Here is a 16,653-nt window from a genome sequence, read left to right as displayed (position 1 = left end):
ACAACATGGCTGAAAGCTTAATACTTGAAGGGCGAAGGGAAAGGACATTCCCTAGAACAGTTAAACCCAGACCACAACGGTATGCTAAGAACAAAAATGCCGTTCACTCTTAAGTGAACGGCATTAGACCATTAAGGTCACCTTTTCTGTATTTGGTGTTTTGAATTATAGACCTGCAATCATGTGCTCGATAGCATCTTTGATTTCGTCGTCTGAACAGTCCATACATGAACCTTTCGCTGGCATTGCATTAAAGCCGTTGATTGCGTGGTTAGCTAGAATGTCGCGACCTTGAGCAATACGAGGACCCCAGTCACCAGCATCACCAGTTTTAGGTGCGCCACTTACGCCAGATGCGTGACAAGCGATACAAAAGGTACCGTAAACTGCTGCGCCATCACGAGGGCCTGTAGGTTCAGCGACTACTGGCTCACTGCCGATTAGGTATACTTGACCAACTGGTTTGATGCGCTCAGCAATTGCATCTTGCTCTGCTTCGCTTAGGCCTGAAGCCATTGCGCCAGTTGAAAAGGTTAGAACTGCGATGACAACGCTTAAAATTCGACGAGACATATCCATTAAACTCACTTTACATTCCCAAGGTAAGTGCATGCTTACCAATTTATAGTGTTGGAAGGGTGTTTTGGTTTGAGCAGCAAAGAGCAACTGTTAAACCAATGTAAATAATGGGTGATTATATCCCGATAAGTTGTTGCAATAAACAACAACTTATAAGCTGTGGCGGGTTGTAGTACTCAAATAAGGGGTTTATCACATATTAACTGTCGAAAAAGAGACCAAACAGAAAAAAAAGTTAAAAAAGTACTAGACGGCATTAGGTGATATACGTATTATTCCACTCCGCCGACAGGGCATGCGCCTGTAGCTCAGCTGGATAGAGCGTTGGCCTCCGGAGCCAAAGGCCGAAGGTTCGAATCCTTTCAGGCGCGCCATCCGGTCTCTTACTTCGGTAAGTGAGAATTGGCAAAAAAAGAAACAATGGTGGCTATAGCTCAGTTGGTAGAGCCCTGGATTGTGATTCCGGTGGTCGCGAGTTCGAATCTCGTTAGCCACCCCATTCTTTCTTTACAGAATAAAACGGTAGCTTAGGCTTCCAGTGTTGACTCATTATACCCAAGAGTCGAGACAAAAAAGTCGGTGAATAGCGCAGCTTGGTAGCGCATCTGGTTTGGGACCAGAGGGTCGGGGGTTCGAATCCCTCTTCACCGACCACTATTTCAATAATCGCTTTTAGCGGTTATATAAAAAATTAGTGGTGGCTATAGCTCAGTTGGTAGAGCCCTGGATTGTGATTCCGGTGGTCGCGAGTTCGAATCTCGTTAGCCACCCCATTAATTTTGGTAACTTCTTTGAAGTTCCCTGTTTGAGAAATCAAGCGAAACGTCTCGGTGAATAGCGCAGCTTGGTAGCGCATCTGGTTTGGGACCAGAGGGTCGGGGGTTCGAATCCCTCTTCACCGACCACCTTAAGAAAGCTCATCAGAAATGATGAGCTTTTTTTCTATCTGGAGAAAAGATAATGGTGTATTCGGGGCTGGAAGCCCAGTCGCATCAAATCCTTCTTCACCGACCACCTTTAAGAAAGCTCATCAGAAATGATGAGCTTTTTTTCATCTGTAGATCACTAGATTGGAACCTAAGTGGGGTTCGCCTGATGTTCAAAGAATGTCTCTTCACCGATCACTTAAGAAGCCTCAACTAGCCGTCCGCGTCAGAAATGGCGGGGCTTTTTTAGGCCTGGAATTTAGATAATTTGAGACCAGAGGGCCGTGGGCTGGATCGCCAGTCCGCAGGGAGCCCTGCCGCGCCGAATCTCTCTTCACCGACCACATTAAGAAGCCACAGTCGAAAGACTGGGGCTTTTTTACATTTGGAATTTAGATAGTTTGGGACCAGAAGGTCGTGGGCTGGATTGCCAGTCCGATCGAGTCATTCTTCAACGATTGATTTAAGTGTTGAAAACCTATCTATTTCGCAGATTACCTACTAATACATTAATCAAATTCCCCTTTCATCCAAGCCTGAATTGCTAGCCTTTCTAAGGTTGTTGGATCTGTATACAGGGTTTTCCTTTATTAAATCAGCAGATCTATATCGAATTTTATATAAAATAACCACTCAATAATTCGACAAACTGATTGGTTTGGTCTAAAGATTCTTACGAAAAGCGAAATCTAACCCTAAATCTGTTCGCTAAGGCCTGTATTTAACAGCTTTCTTCGCATCAAATAGCTCTAAATCTCCTCTGATTTAGTAAACCTCTCATTTTACTATTTTGTATTTACAGGGTTTATTTTAATAGTGATAAGTATTGGTTATTAAGTCGTATCTAGTTGTTTTGTTTGTTTAAATTTAATAAAACAGCGTTTGTTTCTATAATGTTAATTGTTTTTTAGAATAATTATTTGTTTTTTGTGACTGGCAGTGAGATCTGCTCTGAACGATTGATTTAACTCTACAAGCAAGTTGTAGTAAGGGGTTTGTGAGTGTTTATCACCATGAGTAGAATGTTGATTTTTATTACTATATGCTCTTTGGGTGAATAGTTATGTGGTGCTTTTGCTTGCTAAGCGTTCAATGTCGACTTTTTATCCTATTTTTGTTGCTTTTCTGTGAATTATTTGCCAAATTGTCAACCGTATAAAATATCAGAACAATATTCTGGTAAGAATGGATTCAATTTTGCAGACAGGGCAGAAAGCTGCCAAAGCAGTAGAGGTCTGGTAATGTCACTTTTAGAAGTAAAAAATCTTCGTATCGAATATCCATCTCGCCATGGAGTACACGCAGCAGTAAAATCTCTTTCATTCAATATTGAACGTGGTGAGATTGTTGGCGTTGTCGGTGAGTCTGGTGCAGGTAAATCAACAGTAGGTAATGCTGTGATCGATTTGCTGAGCCCCCCTGGTCGCATTGCTAGCGGCGAGGTATTTCTTGATGGTGAGAAAATCTCAGGTTTGTCTCCTGAGCAGATGCGTTCAGTTCGCGGCTCAAAAATTGGATTTATCTTCCAAGACCCAATGACTTCTCTTAACCCTCTATTCACAGTAGAACAGCAGTTAAAAGAAACGATTCATGCCAACATGAAGGTGTCGGATAAAGAAGCCTACCAACGCTCTTTAGACTTGATGAACCAAGTCGGTATCCCGCAACCAGAAAATCGCTTAAAGCAGTACCCACACCAATTCTCTGGCGGCATGCGTCAGCGTGTTGTTATCGCGATCGCATTGGCCGGTGAGCCTGACCTTATCATCGCGGATGAACCAACAACGGCACTGGATGTTTCTATCCAAGATCAGATTTTGGGTTTGATTCGCGATCTATGTATTAAGAAAAACGTAGGCTGCATGTTGGTTACGCACGACATGGGCGTAGTATCCAACGTAACGGATCGTGTAGCAGTAATGTATCGCGGTGATTTGGTTGAGTTTGGCCCAACGGCGAAAGTACTTGGCACTCCTGAACACCCATACACACACAGCCTGATCTCTGCGGTTCCTCGTTCAGATCGTAAGCTCGATCGTTTCCCTCTTGTGAGCTACATAGAAGACGCGCAAGAAATGGAACCATTGGATGTGAAAAACCACTGGTTAGGTCAAAGCCAAGATCATCGTGATTACACTGGCCCTTTGTTGAATGTTGAAAACGTGAATCTACGCTTTACGACGAAAGATTCATTTTTTGAGAGTCGTCGTGAGTATGTTCAAGCGTCAAACAACGTAAGCTTTGAAGTTCATGAAGGTGAGACTTTTGGTCTTGTTGGTGAATCTGGCTCAGGTAAATCAACAATTGCTCGAGTGATTGCTGGTTTGTACGCGCCAAACTCAGGAAAAGTAACGTTTGAAGGCGTTGACCTTACTGGACTTAAATCTGAAAAAGAACGTCGTCCAATGCGTCGTCAAATGCAGATGGTTTTCCAAAACCCTTATACATCAATGAACCCTCGAATGAAGATATTCGATATCATTGCTGAGCCTATCCGATTCCATAAGTTAACTCGCAACGAAAATGAAACTCGTCAGATCGTTAACGACCTGCTAGAGCACGTTGGTTTAGGTTTAATGGCTGGGGTTAAATACCCACACGAATTCTCAGGTGGCCAACGTCAGCGTATTTCTATTGCTCGCGCTTTGGCAACTCGTCCACGTCTTCTAATTTGTGATGAGCCAACATCGGCACTGGATGTGTCGGTTCAGGCGCAAATTCTTAATCTATTGAAAGATTTACAAGATGAGCTGAATCTAACGATGCTGTTTATCAGTCACGATTTACCGGTTATTCGCCAAATGTGTGACCGAGTAGGCGTGATGCAAATGGGGACACTGCTGGAGGTTGCTCCAACTGAGCAATTGTTCCAATCGCCTCAACACGAATACAGCAAACACCTAATTTCTTTGATGCCTGAATTTACGGGATTAAGAGAAGAAAAAGCAGTGGCACAAGCCGCGGTATAAAAATAAGTGGGTTGGAGTTTAGCCTGCTAAAAATAATTACAGACGCAAATACAACAACTAGGGATCTGGATTCCCGCATGAAGGAGTTATGCAATGAAAACCATGAAAAGCAAATTAGTAGTAGCTTTAATGGCAGCTGGCCTAAGTTTTAGTGCAGCAGCAGCAGATATTACCGTTGGCTACGCAGCTGACCCAGTATCACTTGATCCGCACGAGCAGCTGTCAGGTGGCACACTACAAATGTCTCACATGGTGTTTGACCCTCTAGTACGTTTCACACAAGAGATGGATTTTGAAGGCCGCCTAGCATCAAGCTGGGAGCGTGTTGACGATACGACTTTCCGTTTCAACCTACGTAAAGGTGTAAAGTTCCACTCTGGTAACGAACTGACAGCTGATGATGTTGTGTGGACTTTTGAACGTCTACAAGCTTCTCCAGACTTTAAGTCTATCTTCACGCCATACGAAAAAATGGTAAAAGTGGATGACTATACTGTTGAACTAGTATCAAAAGCGGCTTACCCACTAGTACTACAAACAGCAACTTACATCTTCCCAATGGACAGCAAGTTTTACTCTGGCCAAACAGCCGAAGGTAATGACAAGTCTGAGCTAGTTAAGCACGGTAACTCGTTTGCTTCGACTAACGTTTCAGGTACTGGCCCGTTCATCGTTACTCAACGTGAACAAGGCGTTAAAGTAACGTTCGAGCGTTTTAATGACTACTGGGATACAGAATCTAAAGGTAACGTAGACAAGCTAACACTTGTGCCAATCAAAGAAGATGCAACGCGTGTAGCTGCCCTTCTTTCTGGCGATGTAGATATGATTCACCCTGTAGCGCCAAATGATCACAAGCGTGTTAAAAACGCTAAGAATATCGATCTAGTAACGCTGCCTGGTACTCGTATCATTACGTTCCAAATGAACCAAAACAGCAACGAAGCTCTGAAAGATGTGCGCGTTCGTCAAGCAATCGTTCATGCTATTAACAATGAAGGTATTGTTAAGAAAATCATGAAAGGTTTCGCAACAGCGGCTGGTCAGCAAAGCCCAACAGGCTATGCGGGTCACGATGATGCGCTAGTACCTCGTTACGACCTGAAAAAAGCGAAAGAGCTTATGAAGGAAGCGGGTTACGAAGATGGCTTTACGCTAACTATGATGGCACCAAACAACCGTTACGTGAACGATGCGAAAGTAGCGCAAGCGTCTGCGGCAATGCTGTCTAAGATTGGTATCAAAGTTGATCTTAAGACTATGCCTAAAGCACAGTACTGGCCTGAGTTTGATTTATGTTCAGCAGACATGATGATGATCGGCTGGCACTCAGATACAGAAGATTCAGCTAACTTCAGCGAGTTCTTAACTATGACTCGTAACGAAGAAACTGGCCGTGGTCAATACAACTGTTCTGGCTACTCAAACCCAGAAATGGATGCGATTGTAGAAGCTTCTAACACTGAAACTGACCCAGTTAAGCGTTCTGAAATGCTGAAAGGCGTTGAAGCAACACTTTACAACGACGCAGCGTTTGTACCTCTTCATTGGCAAAGTGAAGCGTGGGGCGCGAAGTCTAACGTAGGTGCAGCAGACATAGTAAACCCAATGGTTATGCCTTACTTCGGCGACCTAGTTGTAAAATAATCTAGCTTGCTAGAATCGAGAGCCTGAAGCTTTCAGGCTCTCAATATTATTAAGATATAGATTTAAGTTTCGGTATTTAGTCTTCCTTTCAGTCTGGCTAAATACCTTTTTTAAGACTGAATTTTTTGTTGTCTAGTCGCGGATTTCGACTAGATAGTCATGGATAGATAAGGGGCAAGGAATGGTTACGTTTCTGGTCAAGCGCCTGTTTCAGGCACTGATAGTGATGTTTGTGATCAGTTTGGTGGCGTTTGCCATTCAGGATAACCTGGGCGACCCGTTACGTGAGTTAGTCGGTCAATCTGTTTCAGAATCGGAGCGTCAAGCGCTGCGTGATGATCTCGGCTTAAATGATCCCTTCATTACAAAATACACTCGCTTTATAGGCGCAGCCCTACAAGGTGATCTTGGTACTTCATATTTCTTTAAACGCCCAGCAGTGGACGTGATTCTGGATAAATTGGTCGCGACGCTTGAACTTGTGTTCGGTGCATCTCTGATTATTGTTTGTCTGTCGATCCCATTAGGCGTTTATTCTGCAATACACCCAAAAAGTTTCTTCACCAAGCTGATTATGGCGGGCAGTAGTGTCGGTATTTCGGTTCCGGTGTTCTTAACCGCAATCATGCTGATGTATGTGTTCTCTATCGAACTGGGTTGGTTACCATCTTTCGGTCGTGGTGACACTGCGAACTGGTTTGGTTGGGAGTCTGGCTTCTTAACGCTTGATGGCCTTGCACACTTAGTTCTGCCTAGTATTGCTCTGGCATCTATCATGTTGCCGTTGTTTATTCGTCTTGTTCGCTCTGAGATGTTAGAGGTTCTGAGCTCTGAATACATTAAGTTCGGTAAAGCAAAAGGCTTAGCACTGAATAAGATCTACTACCAACACGCTTTGAAAAATACCATGCTACCTGTACTAACGGTAGGCGGCGTTCAAATTGGTACTATGGTGGCATACACCATCCTAACCGAGACTGTATTCCAGTGGCCGGGTACTGGCTTCTTATTCCTTGAAGCGATAAACCGTGTGGATACTCCACTGATTACTGCATACGTTATCTTTGTTGGCCTGATCTTCGTAGTAACGAACACTATTGTTGACCTGTTATACGGCATCATTAACCCAACTGTGAACATTACAGGGAAAGGAGCATAATCATGGAACACACAACAACAGCTCCGTCTCGTTGGGAGCGATTTAAGCAGTCAGACATTCTGTATTATTTCTTACGCGATAAAGTCGCAATGTTTAGCTTTGCAATCTTTTCCGTTTTCCTAATTATGGCGTTGGCAGCACCGATTTTAGCGCCAATGGATCCATATGACGTGACGTCTATCGACATCATGGATTCAGAGCTACCACCATCTTGGATGGAAGATGGAGAAGAACGTTTCCTATTGGGGACTGATGAGCAAGGTCGTGACATCCTATCGACTATGCTTTACGGCTCACGCCTTTCATTGACGATTGGCTTTCTTGCGGTCGGCCTTCAACTAACACTTGGTATCGTTATTGGTCTATCTGCGGGTTACTTCGGTGGTCGTATTGATAGCTTCCTGATGCGTTTTGCTGATGTCCAACTTTCGTTCTCGACCATGATGGTCGCGATCATTGTCTCGGCTATATTCAAGGCAAGTTTTGGTAGTGACTTCTATGCACAGTATGCTGTTTTGATGCTCGTGGTTATTATCGGTATTGCCGAATGGCCGCAGTATGCTCGTACTATTCGTGCATCAGTATTGGCAGAGAAGAAGAAAGAGTATGTAGAAGCGGCGCGTGTGATGGGCTTTAGAGCACCTCGCATCATGTTCCGTCATATCCTACCGAACTGTTTATCACCAATTTTGGTTATCTCTACAGTACAGGTGGCAAATGCCATCATGTCAGAAGCGGCACTTTCTTTCCTAGGTTTAGGTCTTCCGGTAGACCAACCGTCACTAGGTGCCCTGATTAGTACAGGCTTTAACTACATTTTCTCAGGAGCATGGTGGATCACAGCGTTCCCAGGTGTGCTTTTGATAACATTAGTTCTAGTTATCAACCTACTAGGCGACTGGTTACGTGACGTGTTTAACCCTAAAATTTATAAAGGGTGATAGCTCGGTTTGATTTTTAGCAAAAAAAATCACTAAACTAAGAGCCGTAAGCAATTACGGCTCTTTTTTTGCTTAATGAATCTGGAACTATAGATTATTGATATGGTCAATAATACTTAAAATGGAATTCATGTTTTATCGACATAGAATCGGTAACAATTAGCCCGAAAGGGTTTAAGTGGTGGTTATGAAATTGACAATGAATGCTGTATGTCGTGCTGTGATTAGAAATTATCGTATGGGGCTGATCGCTGTATCCCTCTTGGTATCGAGCCAAGTTAATGCAGAATCGGTTCTATGTGATGCTACTCAGGCAAGCACTAATCAATTACCACAGCTAGAACAATCTTGTCCGATCGGTAAGGGTGTGTGGGGCAGTAAAGCGCCTAAACGTCATTCAGATAACGAGCTGTTTTGGGTTCAATGTGGCTTGCTGAATAAGCCGTTGTCATTGAGCCGAGCAAAGCCTTTGTATGAAAAAATCTCGACCAACGTTTGGATGAAGCCTGAAGGCGGAGACTATCGTTGCTTAATCGGGCCTTATTCTACATTCTCTGATGCGAGAAAAGACTTAGCTCAGGTGCGTAAGGTGTCTGGCTATAACGAAGCTTTTATTCGAATGGTCGACAAGTCTAAAACCTCGTCGCAACCTATCGTGGCAAAATCGGCTGAACCAAAAGCAGTTAAGCCTAAAGCTACGACAAAGCCAAAAGTAGAAGCTAAGCCTGCACCGAAGAAAACGACAGCGAAGCCTGTGGTAGCGACTCAAACGGCAGCGGTAACCAGTGCTGCTGCCATTCAGGCTCTCCCAAGCGGTAACGCGAGTTCAGATAACGATCTGGAAATCGAAATCCGTGTGACGGCAAATGTTGCGGGTAGCCAGTATGCAATCCCTTACCTTCTCGACCATCAACAACAGTTTTACATGGAGCAAGGTAAGCCATGGAGTCGTCTAGATTACGGTAGCGCTGAGTTGGTGTGTAATCAGGTCAACATGAAGCTGATGACTGAAAAGCAGTGGCAGAGCATCTTAGGCTCAAAGGTCATGGAAAAACAGAACTGGCCAATGCATCTACCTTATTGGGGTGCAGGCAAGAAGGGTCTGTTTACCAATGGCAACGTAAACCAATTGAAAGGGTCTTCATTACTTAATGTCATGTGCGTTAAGTAAGTAGACCTGAAGTAACACTAAACAAGCCTCAGCGATTGCTGGGGCTTTGTTGTTTATGGATCCTAACATTCTCAACGTCGATTTTGCTTTTGAACTCTGATCTGTTTCTCAATACAAACTTGATTAAAAATCGCAAAAGTTGTTCAAATTGAGCGGTTGATGCGTAGAAAACCATAACTCAAGCAATAAGGTGATTGAGATTATGAGTTTAAAAAAACGTTTAGAAGATGTGGCTCCGCGCTTCGAGGCTGGAGGTAAGTACGAAAAGCTCTACCCAGTGTACGAGGCGTTCGCGACGATATTTTACACGCCTGGCACCGTAAACCGAGGCCTGACCCACGTTAGAGATAGCATCGATCTCAAGCGCATCATGATTCTAGTGTGGTTAGCGACCTTCCCAGCCATGTTCTGGGGAATGTACAACGTCGGGCATCAGAGTGTTTCGGCGCTAACATCCAGTTATCAATTGAATGAACTCGCCTCTCTGATTGAGAGTAGTTGGCGCTTGTCGTGGGCATTTGGGGATGCACAATCATTGATGGCAAGCGGTTGGGGTAGCCAGATGCTGCTCGGTGCTCTTTATTTTTTACCCGTTTACGCCACGGTTTTTGTCGTCGGTGGTTTCTGGGAGGTGTTGTTCGCTGTCGTTCGCAAGCACGAGGTCAACGAAGGCTTTTTTGTTAGCTCGGTTCTTTTTGCCTTAATCCTTCCGCCAACCATTCCGTTATGGCAAGCCGCTCTAGGGATAACTTTTGGTATTGTTGTCGCCAAAGAGTTGTTCGGTGGAACCGGTCGCAATTTCCTCAACCCCGCACTCGCAGGTCGTGCGTTTCTCTACTTTGCCTATCCGGCCAACATGTCGGGAGGCTTAGTATGGGTGGCCGCTGACGGCTATTCAGGCGCAACTCCTTTGAGTCAATGGTATGAAGGTGGCAGTACTTCGCTAATCAACAATATGACTGGCGAGGCGATAACTTGGATGGATGCGTTTATCGGTAATATTCCGGGGTCGATGGGTGAGGTTTCTTCACTGTTGATCATGCTGACGGGTTTGATTCTAATTTTTATGAATATTGCCTCTTGGCGTATTGTTGCTGGAGTCATTATTGGCCTTGTGGTGACTTCTAGTTTGATGAACTGGATCGGTTCCGAAACCAATTCTATGTTTTCGATGCCCTTCTATTGGCATTTTGTTTTGGGAGGTGTCGCCTTTGGTACGTTCTTTATGGCGACCGACCCTGTATCAGCAGCCTTCACCAATAACAGTAAATGGGCTTACGGGATTCTTATCGGTGTTATGACGGTAGGTATTCGAGTGCTTAATCCTGCTTATCCAGAGGGCATCATGCTAGCCATCTTGTTCGCCAACCTGTTCGCTCCACTGTTCGACTTTATTGTCAAAGAGCAAAACATCAAACGTAGGCAACAACGAACATCGCGTTGATTTGAGTGTAGAGAGAAGTTACTCCCAATAAGAAAAGCTTGCATCGATGCAAGCCTTTCAATTTTTATCACGATTTATTTGAAGTTGATTTAACTCCACTTCAAATCAATCTCGAACGGTTGTGTGTTGCCACAATGCTCGCCGCACATTTCATCATAAGCGCTGTTATGGATAAGCGTCGCCGATGCTATACCTTGGTCACTAAAGTGGTCACGCGCCTGATTGACGCTCAAAAACTTCATTGGGTGCTGGTGGTTGTCTTTGATCAATTGCTTGTGCTCGCCAATGATTTGGTAAGCCAAGTAGATCCCGCCTTCAAATGATTCAATTAGTAGATTCATTACAAACTCCATTACTGTTCTAGATAGGTCAGTATCTGTGTTACGTGAAGTTGAGGGGTAAGGTTCAAGAGTGGACATAAAAAAAGCAGGCACAAGGCCTGCTTTTTAAGAGATATCAACAAATAGCGTTGATTAACGCATGGTAACAAATTCTTCTGAGCCAGTTGGGTGAATCGCCACAACAGAGTCGAAGTCTGCTTTGGTTGCGCCCATCTTCATTGCAACGCCGAAGCCTTGAATCATTTCATCAACAGTGAAACCGATGCCGTGTAGGCCAACTACAGTCTCTTCTTCGCCAGCACATACTAGCTTCATCTTACAAGGTTGACGGTGTTGAGTGACTGCGGTGTACATTGCAGTAAAGCCAGACGTGTATACCTTGATGTTGTCTTTGCCGTATTGCTCTTCAGCTTCTTGAGTCGTTAGACCAATGGTGCCGATAGGTGGGTGGCTGAATACAACAGTAGGAACCAGCGTGTAGTCCATCTTCGCGTTTGTTTGGCCGTTGAATAGGCGCTCAGAAAGTTGACGACCTGCTTTAACCGCAACAGGTGTTAGCTCGATGCCGCCTTCCATGATGTCTCCAACACAGTAGATACCAGGAACGTTTGTTGCTTGGAACTCGTCTACTTTGATGTAGCCACGGTCGTTGGTTGCAACGCCCGTTGATGCTAGGTTGATAGCGTCAGTGGCTGGGTGACGGCCGATAGCCCAAATTAGGTGGTCAACGTTTTGAGTGTTGCCGTTCTCAAGGTGCAGAGTCAGTGTGCCGTCTGCTTCTCTCACTACTTCTTTAGGAACTGAGTGCGTGTGAAGTGTTGGGCCTTCCGCTTCCATTACTTCAACCAGTGTCTCAACGATCATTGGGTCGAAGCTACGAAGTGGAGACTCTTTACGACAGAACAGGTGTGTTTCTGTGCCAAGTGCACTTAGTACGCCTGCGATTTCTACTGCGATGTAGCCCGCGCCGATAACAGCAACACGTTTAGGTTGCTCCATCAGATCGAAGAAACCGTTTGAGTCGATACCGTGCTCTGCGCCAGGGATGTTTGGAATGGTTGGACGACCACCCACTGCGATCAGGATGTGATCAGCGGTGTAGTGTTCGCCGTTAACTTCAACGGTCTTTTCGTCAACAAACTTAGCAAAGCCTTTGATTACGTTTATTTTGTTGTTACCCAAAACGCGATCGTAAGATTGGTGGATACGACCAATGTACGCTTGACGGTTTTCAACCAGTTTGCCCCAGTTGAAGCCTTTTACGTCAACATCGAAGCCGTAGTCTTTTGAATATAGGTTGATTGCTTCAGCAACTTGAGCACCGTGCCACATAACCTTTTTAGGAACACAACCAACGTTTACACAAGTACCACCAAGGTCTTGAGCTTCGATAAGTGCAACTTTTGCACCGTGCATTGCTGCGCGGTTAGCTGATGCGATGCCGCCTGAACCGCCGCCGATACAGATGTAATCAAAATGAGTCGCCATTACTTTCTCCATTTATTGAAGGTTGTGGGTACAGTGAGCGCACTGAACACCTACGTCCTATAGATTCTTAAATTGTCTAATTATTATATTGAGGGCAGATTGGTTGAACTCAATCTCCCTGTTTAAAATTTATTCGTGTACGTCACAGTCTATTGAAGATTCTTCAAACTATGCCATCGAGTTTGAGATTACTCGGGTACGATCCACTCTACTTTGAAGTGACCGGTCGCCGGCGCAATTGCTTCCTTCAAGAATGGAAGAATTTCGTTCATTTGGCTTTCTAGCTTCCAAGGTGGGTTGATAACAATCATGCCTGATGCTGTCATGCCACGCTCGTTGGTGTCTGGTGATACGCCAAGTTCGATTTGTAGAATTTTGTTGATGCCTAAGCCTTCAAGTCCTTCGATCATATCTTCGATATCACAGCGATTTACCACTGGGTACCAAATTGCGTAGATACCAGTTGCCCAGCGTTTATGGCTCTGAGCAATCGCAGTCACAACATCTCGATACTCTTTTGCCAGCTCATAAGGCGGGTCGATAAGCACCAAACCACGACGTTCTTTAGGTGGCAGGCTGCCTTTTAGGCGTTGGAAGCCATCTTCTTTGTAGATAGACACCTGACGATCGCGGTGGAACTCTTGCTCAAGCAGAGGGTGGTCTGCAGGGTGAAGTTCGGTTAATACCATGCGGTCTTGGTCACGCAGGTGCGCGCGTGCAACACGTGGTGAGCCCGGGTAGAAACGCAGTTTTTCGCCATTGTTGAGTGCAGAGATAGACTCAAGGTAGCTTTGAATGTCTTCAGGAAGATCTTGTTGCCCCGCTTCACTTGCAGACCATAGACGTGCAATACCTTGTTTGTATTCGCCCGTTTTTTCAGACCATTCATGCGTTAAGTCGTAACGACCTACACCAGAGTGAGTGTCATGGTAAACAAAAGGCTTATCCTTTTGTTTCAAAGAATTAAGAATAAGGCTCTGTACGATATGCTTTACTACGTCGGCATGGTTGCCCGCGTGGAAGCTGTGGCGATAACTTAACAAATTAAACTCTCGTAACACTCTCGAATTAGAGTGTGGTTAGTGTAGGTGGGGTTAGTTTGACTATTATAACCCCCAATGGACCATAAATTCTCGAACAATTCAGGAACAGTCGCTAGCAATATGCAGTTAGTTATTGGTTCTACTATTGAAATTTGCCTTGTTGGGCACTATCTAATAACTATTCGCAGGTGATTTTTTAGGGCGACCCTGAGCCTGATGACTGTAAGACGACCTCATTACAAAAAAGACGAAAGTCTCTAAAGCCAAAGGAATGTTTATATGTCTAATCCGCTATTAACCTTCACGGACTTACCTCCGTTTTCACAGATCAAACCTGAGCACGTTAAGCCAGCGGTTGAGCAAGTGATTGAAGAGTGTCGCAACAAGATAGAACAAGTACTTGAAGGTAATACTTCACCAAGCTGGGACAACCTCGTTGCTCCAATTGATGAAGTGGATGATCGTTTAGGCCGTATTTGGTCACCTGTAAGCCATATGAATTCTGTGATGAACAGCGACGAACTGCGTGACGCTTATGAGAGCTGCCTGCCTGTACTTTCTGAGTACGGCACGTGGGTCGGCCAACACAAAGGTTTGTTCGAAGCGTATAAAGCGATCAAGGCGAGCGAAGCATTCTCGGCATTAAACCAAGCTCAACAAAAAACCATCACTGACGCACTGCGTGATTTTGAATTATCAGGCATTGGCTTACCCGCAGACGAACAGCATCGCTACGGTGAGATCAGCAAGCGCCAGTCTGAGCTAGGTTCTCAATTCTCAAATAACGTGCTTGATGCAACCATGGGTTGGAGCAAGCAGATCACAGACGTCGCTGAACTGGCCGGTATGCCTGAATCAGCACTGGCGGCAGCACAAGCCGCGGCAGAAGCTAAAGAGCAGGAAGGTTACCTACTGACTCTTGATATCCCATCATACCTACCGGTGATGACCTACTGTGATAACCAAGAACTACGTAAAGAGCTTTACGAAGCTTACGTAACGCGCGCTTCAGATCGCGGTCCAAATGCAGGCAAGTGGGACAACACTGAGATCATCACAGAACAACTTAAGCTGCGTCACGAGATTGCTCGCATGCTTGGTTTTAGTACGTACAGCGAAAAATCACTGTCGACTAAAATGGCGGAAACGCCGGATCAAGTGCTTGGCTTCCTTAACGACCTAGCAGTGAAAGCGAAACCACAAGGTGAGCGCGAAGTTGAAGAACTGCGCCAGTTTGCTGAGAAAGAGTTTGGCGTCTCTGAGCTAAACCTGTGGGACATCGCTTATTACAGCGAAAAGCAAAAACAGGACCTGTTCGATATCTCTGACGAAGAGCTTCGTCCATATTTCCCTGAATCAAATGTAGTTTCAGGTTTGTTTGAGGTGTTGAATCGCGTATTTGGTATGTCTGTGACAGAGCGTGAAGGCGTGGACACTTGGCATGAGTCAGTTCGCTTTTTTGACATCTTTGATGCGACTGGAACACTGCGTGGGAGCTTCTACTTAGATTTATACGCCCGTGAACACAAACGTGGTGGTGCTTGGATGGATGACTGTCGTGGTCGTCGCATGACTGAATCTGGCGAACTACAAACGCCGGTGGCTTATCTAACGTGTAACTTCAATAAGCCAGTCGGTGATAAGCCTGCGCTATTTACTCACGATGAAGTGGTGACGTTATTCCACGAATTCGGTCACGGTATCCACCACATGCTGACGCAAGTTGAAGCGGGTGCGGTTTCTGGTATCAATGGTGTGCCTTGGGACGCGGTTGAATTGCCAAGTCAGTTCTTAGAGAACTGGTGTTGGGAAGAAGAAGCGCTGTCGTTTATCTCTGGTCACTTCGAAACAGGTGAAGCGTTACCAAAAGAGATGCTAGAGAAAATGCTAGCAGCGAAGAACTTCCAGTCTGCAATGTTTATCCTGCGCCAGCTTGAGCTTGGCTTGTTCGATTTCACTCTACACACTGAATATGACCCAGAAGTCGGTGCTCGTGTTCTTGAGACACTAGCGGATGTGAAGTCTAAGGTGTCAGTACTGCCAAGCCTAGATTGGAACCGTTTTTCACACAGCTTTGGTCATATCTTTGCTGGTGGCTACAGTGCAGGTTACTACAGCTACCTATGGGCAGAAGTGCTATCGGCAGATGCGTTCTCAGCATTTGAAGAAGAAGGTATCTTCAACACTGAAACGGGCAATCGCTTCCTGAACAACATCCTTGAGATGGGTGGCAGTGAAGAACCGATGGAGCTGTTTAAACGCTTCCGCGGTCGTGAGCCACAAATCGACGCGATGCTGCGTCATGCGGGAATCAACGCGTAATTGCTATCATTTCCGTAACTGCGGTAGTTGCTTAGCTTTATTGCGAGTTAATTAGCTTTGTTACGAGCTAATAGCGAAAAGAGCCTCTAGTTAGAGGCTCTTTTTTTGTCTGTATATCATCTTAAATAAGACCAATAGGCGTTATGGATTGACGTTACGATTGATCGGGTTCTGCAATGAAATCAAGGTCTCTGTTGATTGCACTTCATCGATCGCTTGCAGCTTATCAATCAATACAAATTGCAGCTCTTCTATCGATTTACACATCAACTTGACGAAAATATTGTAGGCGCCGGTGGTGTAGTAGGCCTCAACCACCTCATCTAAAGCATTGAGTTTGGCAATCGCTGAATGGTAATCGCGGGCCGCATTGAGGTTGATGCCAATAAAGCAACAAACGTCGTAACCTAACTTCTTAGTGTTTACCACCACTTCTGTACGCTCAATAATGTCAGCCGATCTCATTTTTTCTATTCGAACGTGAATTGTCGCAGGGCTAACATCGAACTGCTTGGCCATTTCAGCATAAGGCGTGCGCGCGTCTTCCATTAAAGTTTTTAGAATGGCACGGTCTAGGTCATCCAGGCGAGCGGTGGTAGTGGACATGCAGAATCCTTAGATTG

At 45.0% G+C, this 16,653-nt stretch carries 12 protein-coding genes and 5 tRNA genes; 12 read left to right on the top strand and 5 right to left on the bottom strand.

The window, feature by feature from the left end:
• Window positions 1–165 precede the first annotated feature (165 nt).
• Window positions 166–579 carry a c-type cytochrome gene (locus tag AACW75_RS24245; protein WP_029225255.1) on the bottom strand — a complete coding sequence of 138 codons (414 nt, stop codon included), beginning with the start codon at window positions 577–579 and terminating at the stop codon, window positions 166–168.
• Between the two features lie 297 nt (window positions 580–876).
• Here AACW75_RS24245 and AACW75_RS24240 point away from each other — a divergent pair.
• The 11 genes from AACW75_RS24240 to AACW75_RS24190 all read left to right on the top strand — a co-directional run bounded on the left by AACW75_RS24240 (window position 877) and on the right by AACW75_RS24190 (window position 10,836).
• Window positions 877–953: transfer RNA gene (locus AACW75_RS24240), tRNA-Arg, on the top strand.
• Window positions 954–1,002: 49 nt separating this feature from the next.
• Window positions 1,003–1,078: transfer RNA gene (locus tag AACW75_RS24235), tRNA-His, on the top strand.
• A 78-nt stretch (window positions 1,079–1,156) separates the two neighbouring features.
• Window positions 1,157–1,233: transfer RNA gene (locus AACW75_RS24230), tRNA-Pro, on the top strand.
• Between the two features lie 43 nt (window positions 1,234–1,276).
• Window positions 1,277–1,352: transfer RNA gene (locus tag AACW75_RS24225), tRNA-His, on the top strand.
• Window positions 1,353–1,407: 55 nt separating this feature from the next.
• Window positions 1,408–1,484, top strand: a tRNA-Pro gene (locus tag AACW75_RS24220).
• 1,262 nt (window positions 1,485–2,746) lie between these two features.
• Window positions 2,747–4,474 (top strand): dipeptide ABC transporter ATP-binding protein, encoded by a 1,728-nt coding sequence (locus AACW75_RS24215; RefSeq protein ID WP_145570057.1) that lies wholly within the window; start codon window positions 2,747–2,749, stop codon window positions 4,472–4,474.
• 93 nt (window positions 4,475–4,567) lie between these two features.
• The gene (locus AACW75_RS24210; protein ID WP_017075522.1) at window positions 4,568–6,121 is read left to right on the top strand and encodes an ABC transporter substrate-binding protein; all 1,554 of its coding nucleotides are present in this window, start codon (window positions 4,568–4,570) and stop codon (window positions 6,119–6,121) included.
• A gap of 181 nt (window positions 6,122–6,302) precedes the next feature.
• On the top strand, window positions 6,303–7,280 hold the full coding sequence (locus AACW75_RS24205; protein ID WP_017075521.1) for an ABC transporter permease: 978 nt from the start codon (window positions 6,303–6,305) through the stop codon (window positions 7,278–7,280).
• Window positions 7,281–7,282: 2 nt separating this feature from the next.
• The gene (locus AACW75_RS24200; RefSeq protein WP_102551032.1) at window positions 7,283–8,221 is read left to right on the top strand and encodes an ABC transporter permease; all 939 of its coding nucleotides are present in this window, start codon (window positions 7,283–7,285) and stop codon (window positions 8,219–8,221) included.
• 187 nt (window positions 8,222–8,408) lie between these two features.
• Window positions 8,409–9,392, top strand: coding sequence for an SPOR domain-containing protein (locus AACW75_RS24195; RefSeq protein WP_145570058.1), 984 nt, complete (start codon window positions 8,409–8,411; stop codon window positions 9,390–9,392).
• A gap of 202 nt (window positions 9,393–9,594) precedes the next feature.
• Window positions 9,595–10,836 (top strand): NADH:ubiquinone reductase (Na(+)-transporting) subunit B, encoded by a 1,242-nt coding sequence (locus AACW75_RS24190; RefSeq protein WP_017075518.1) that lies wholly within the window; start codon window positions 9,595–9,597, stop codon window positions 10,834–10,836.
• An 89-nt stretch (window positions 10,837–10,925) separates the two neighbouring features.
• Here AACW75_RS24190 and AACW75_RS24185 read toward each other — a convergent pair whose 3' ends face one another.
• The 3 genes from AACW75_RS24185 to AACW75_RS24175 form a co-directional block, all read right to left on the bottom strand.
• Window positions 10,926–11,177: a DUF6482 family protein gene (locus AACW75_RS24185; protein ID WP_145570059.1), complete on the bottom strand. Its 252-nt coding sequence runs from the start codon at window positions 11,175–11,177 to the stop codon at window positions 10,926–10,928.
• 132 nt (window positions 11,178–11,309) lie between these two features.
• The gene (gene gorA / locus AACW75_RS24180) at window positions 11,310–12,665 is read right to left on the bottom strand and encodes a glutathione-disulfide reductase (protein WP_145570060.1); all 1,356 of its coding nucleotides are present in this window, start codon (window positions 12,663–12,665) and stop codon (window positions 11,310–11,312) included.
• A gap of 188 nt (window positions 12,666–12,853) precedes the next feature.
• A complete protein-coding gene (locus tag AACW75_RS24175) occupies window positions 12,854–13,708 on the bottom strand; it encodes a 23S rRNA (adenine(2030)-N(6))-methyltransferase RlmJ (protein ID WP_029222664.1) in 855 nt (284 codons plus the stop codon).
• Window positions 13,709–13,987: 279 nt separating this feature from the next.
• On the opposite strand from AACW75_RS24175, the gene prlC reads away from it, so the two are divergent.
• The gene (gene prlC / locus AACW75_RS24170) at window positions 13,988–16,030 is read left to right on the top strand and encodes an oligopeptidase A (protein ID WP_145570061.1); all 2,043 of its coding nucleotides are present in this window, start codon (window positions 13,988–13,990) and stop codon (window positions 16,028–16,030) included.
• 141 nt (window positions 16,031–16,171) lie between these two features.
• Here prlC and asnC read toward each other — a convergent pair whose 3' ends face one another.
• Window positions 16,172–16,636, bottom strand: coding sequence for a transcriptional regulator AsnC (asnC, locus tag AACW75_RS24165; protein WP_004735550.1), 465 nt, complete (start codon window positions 16,634–16,636; stop codon window positions 16,172–16,174).
• Between the last annotated feature and the right edge of the window lie 17 nt (window positions 16,637–16,653).

The sequence above is a fragment of the Vibrio sp. L3-7 genome (assembly GCF_963898195.1).
GTDB lineage: Bacteria > Pseudomonadota > Gammaproteobacteria > Enterobacterales > Vibrionaceae > Vibrio > Vibrio echinoideorum.
The sequence above is the reverse complement of the archived record's forward strand: the minus strand, read 5'-3'. Positions and strand labels throughout refer to the sequence as shown.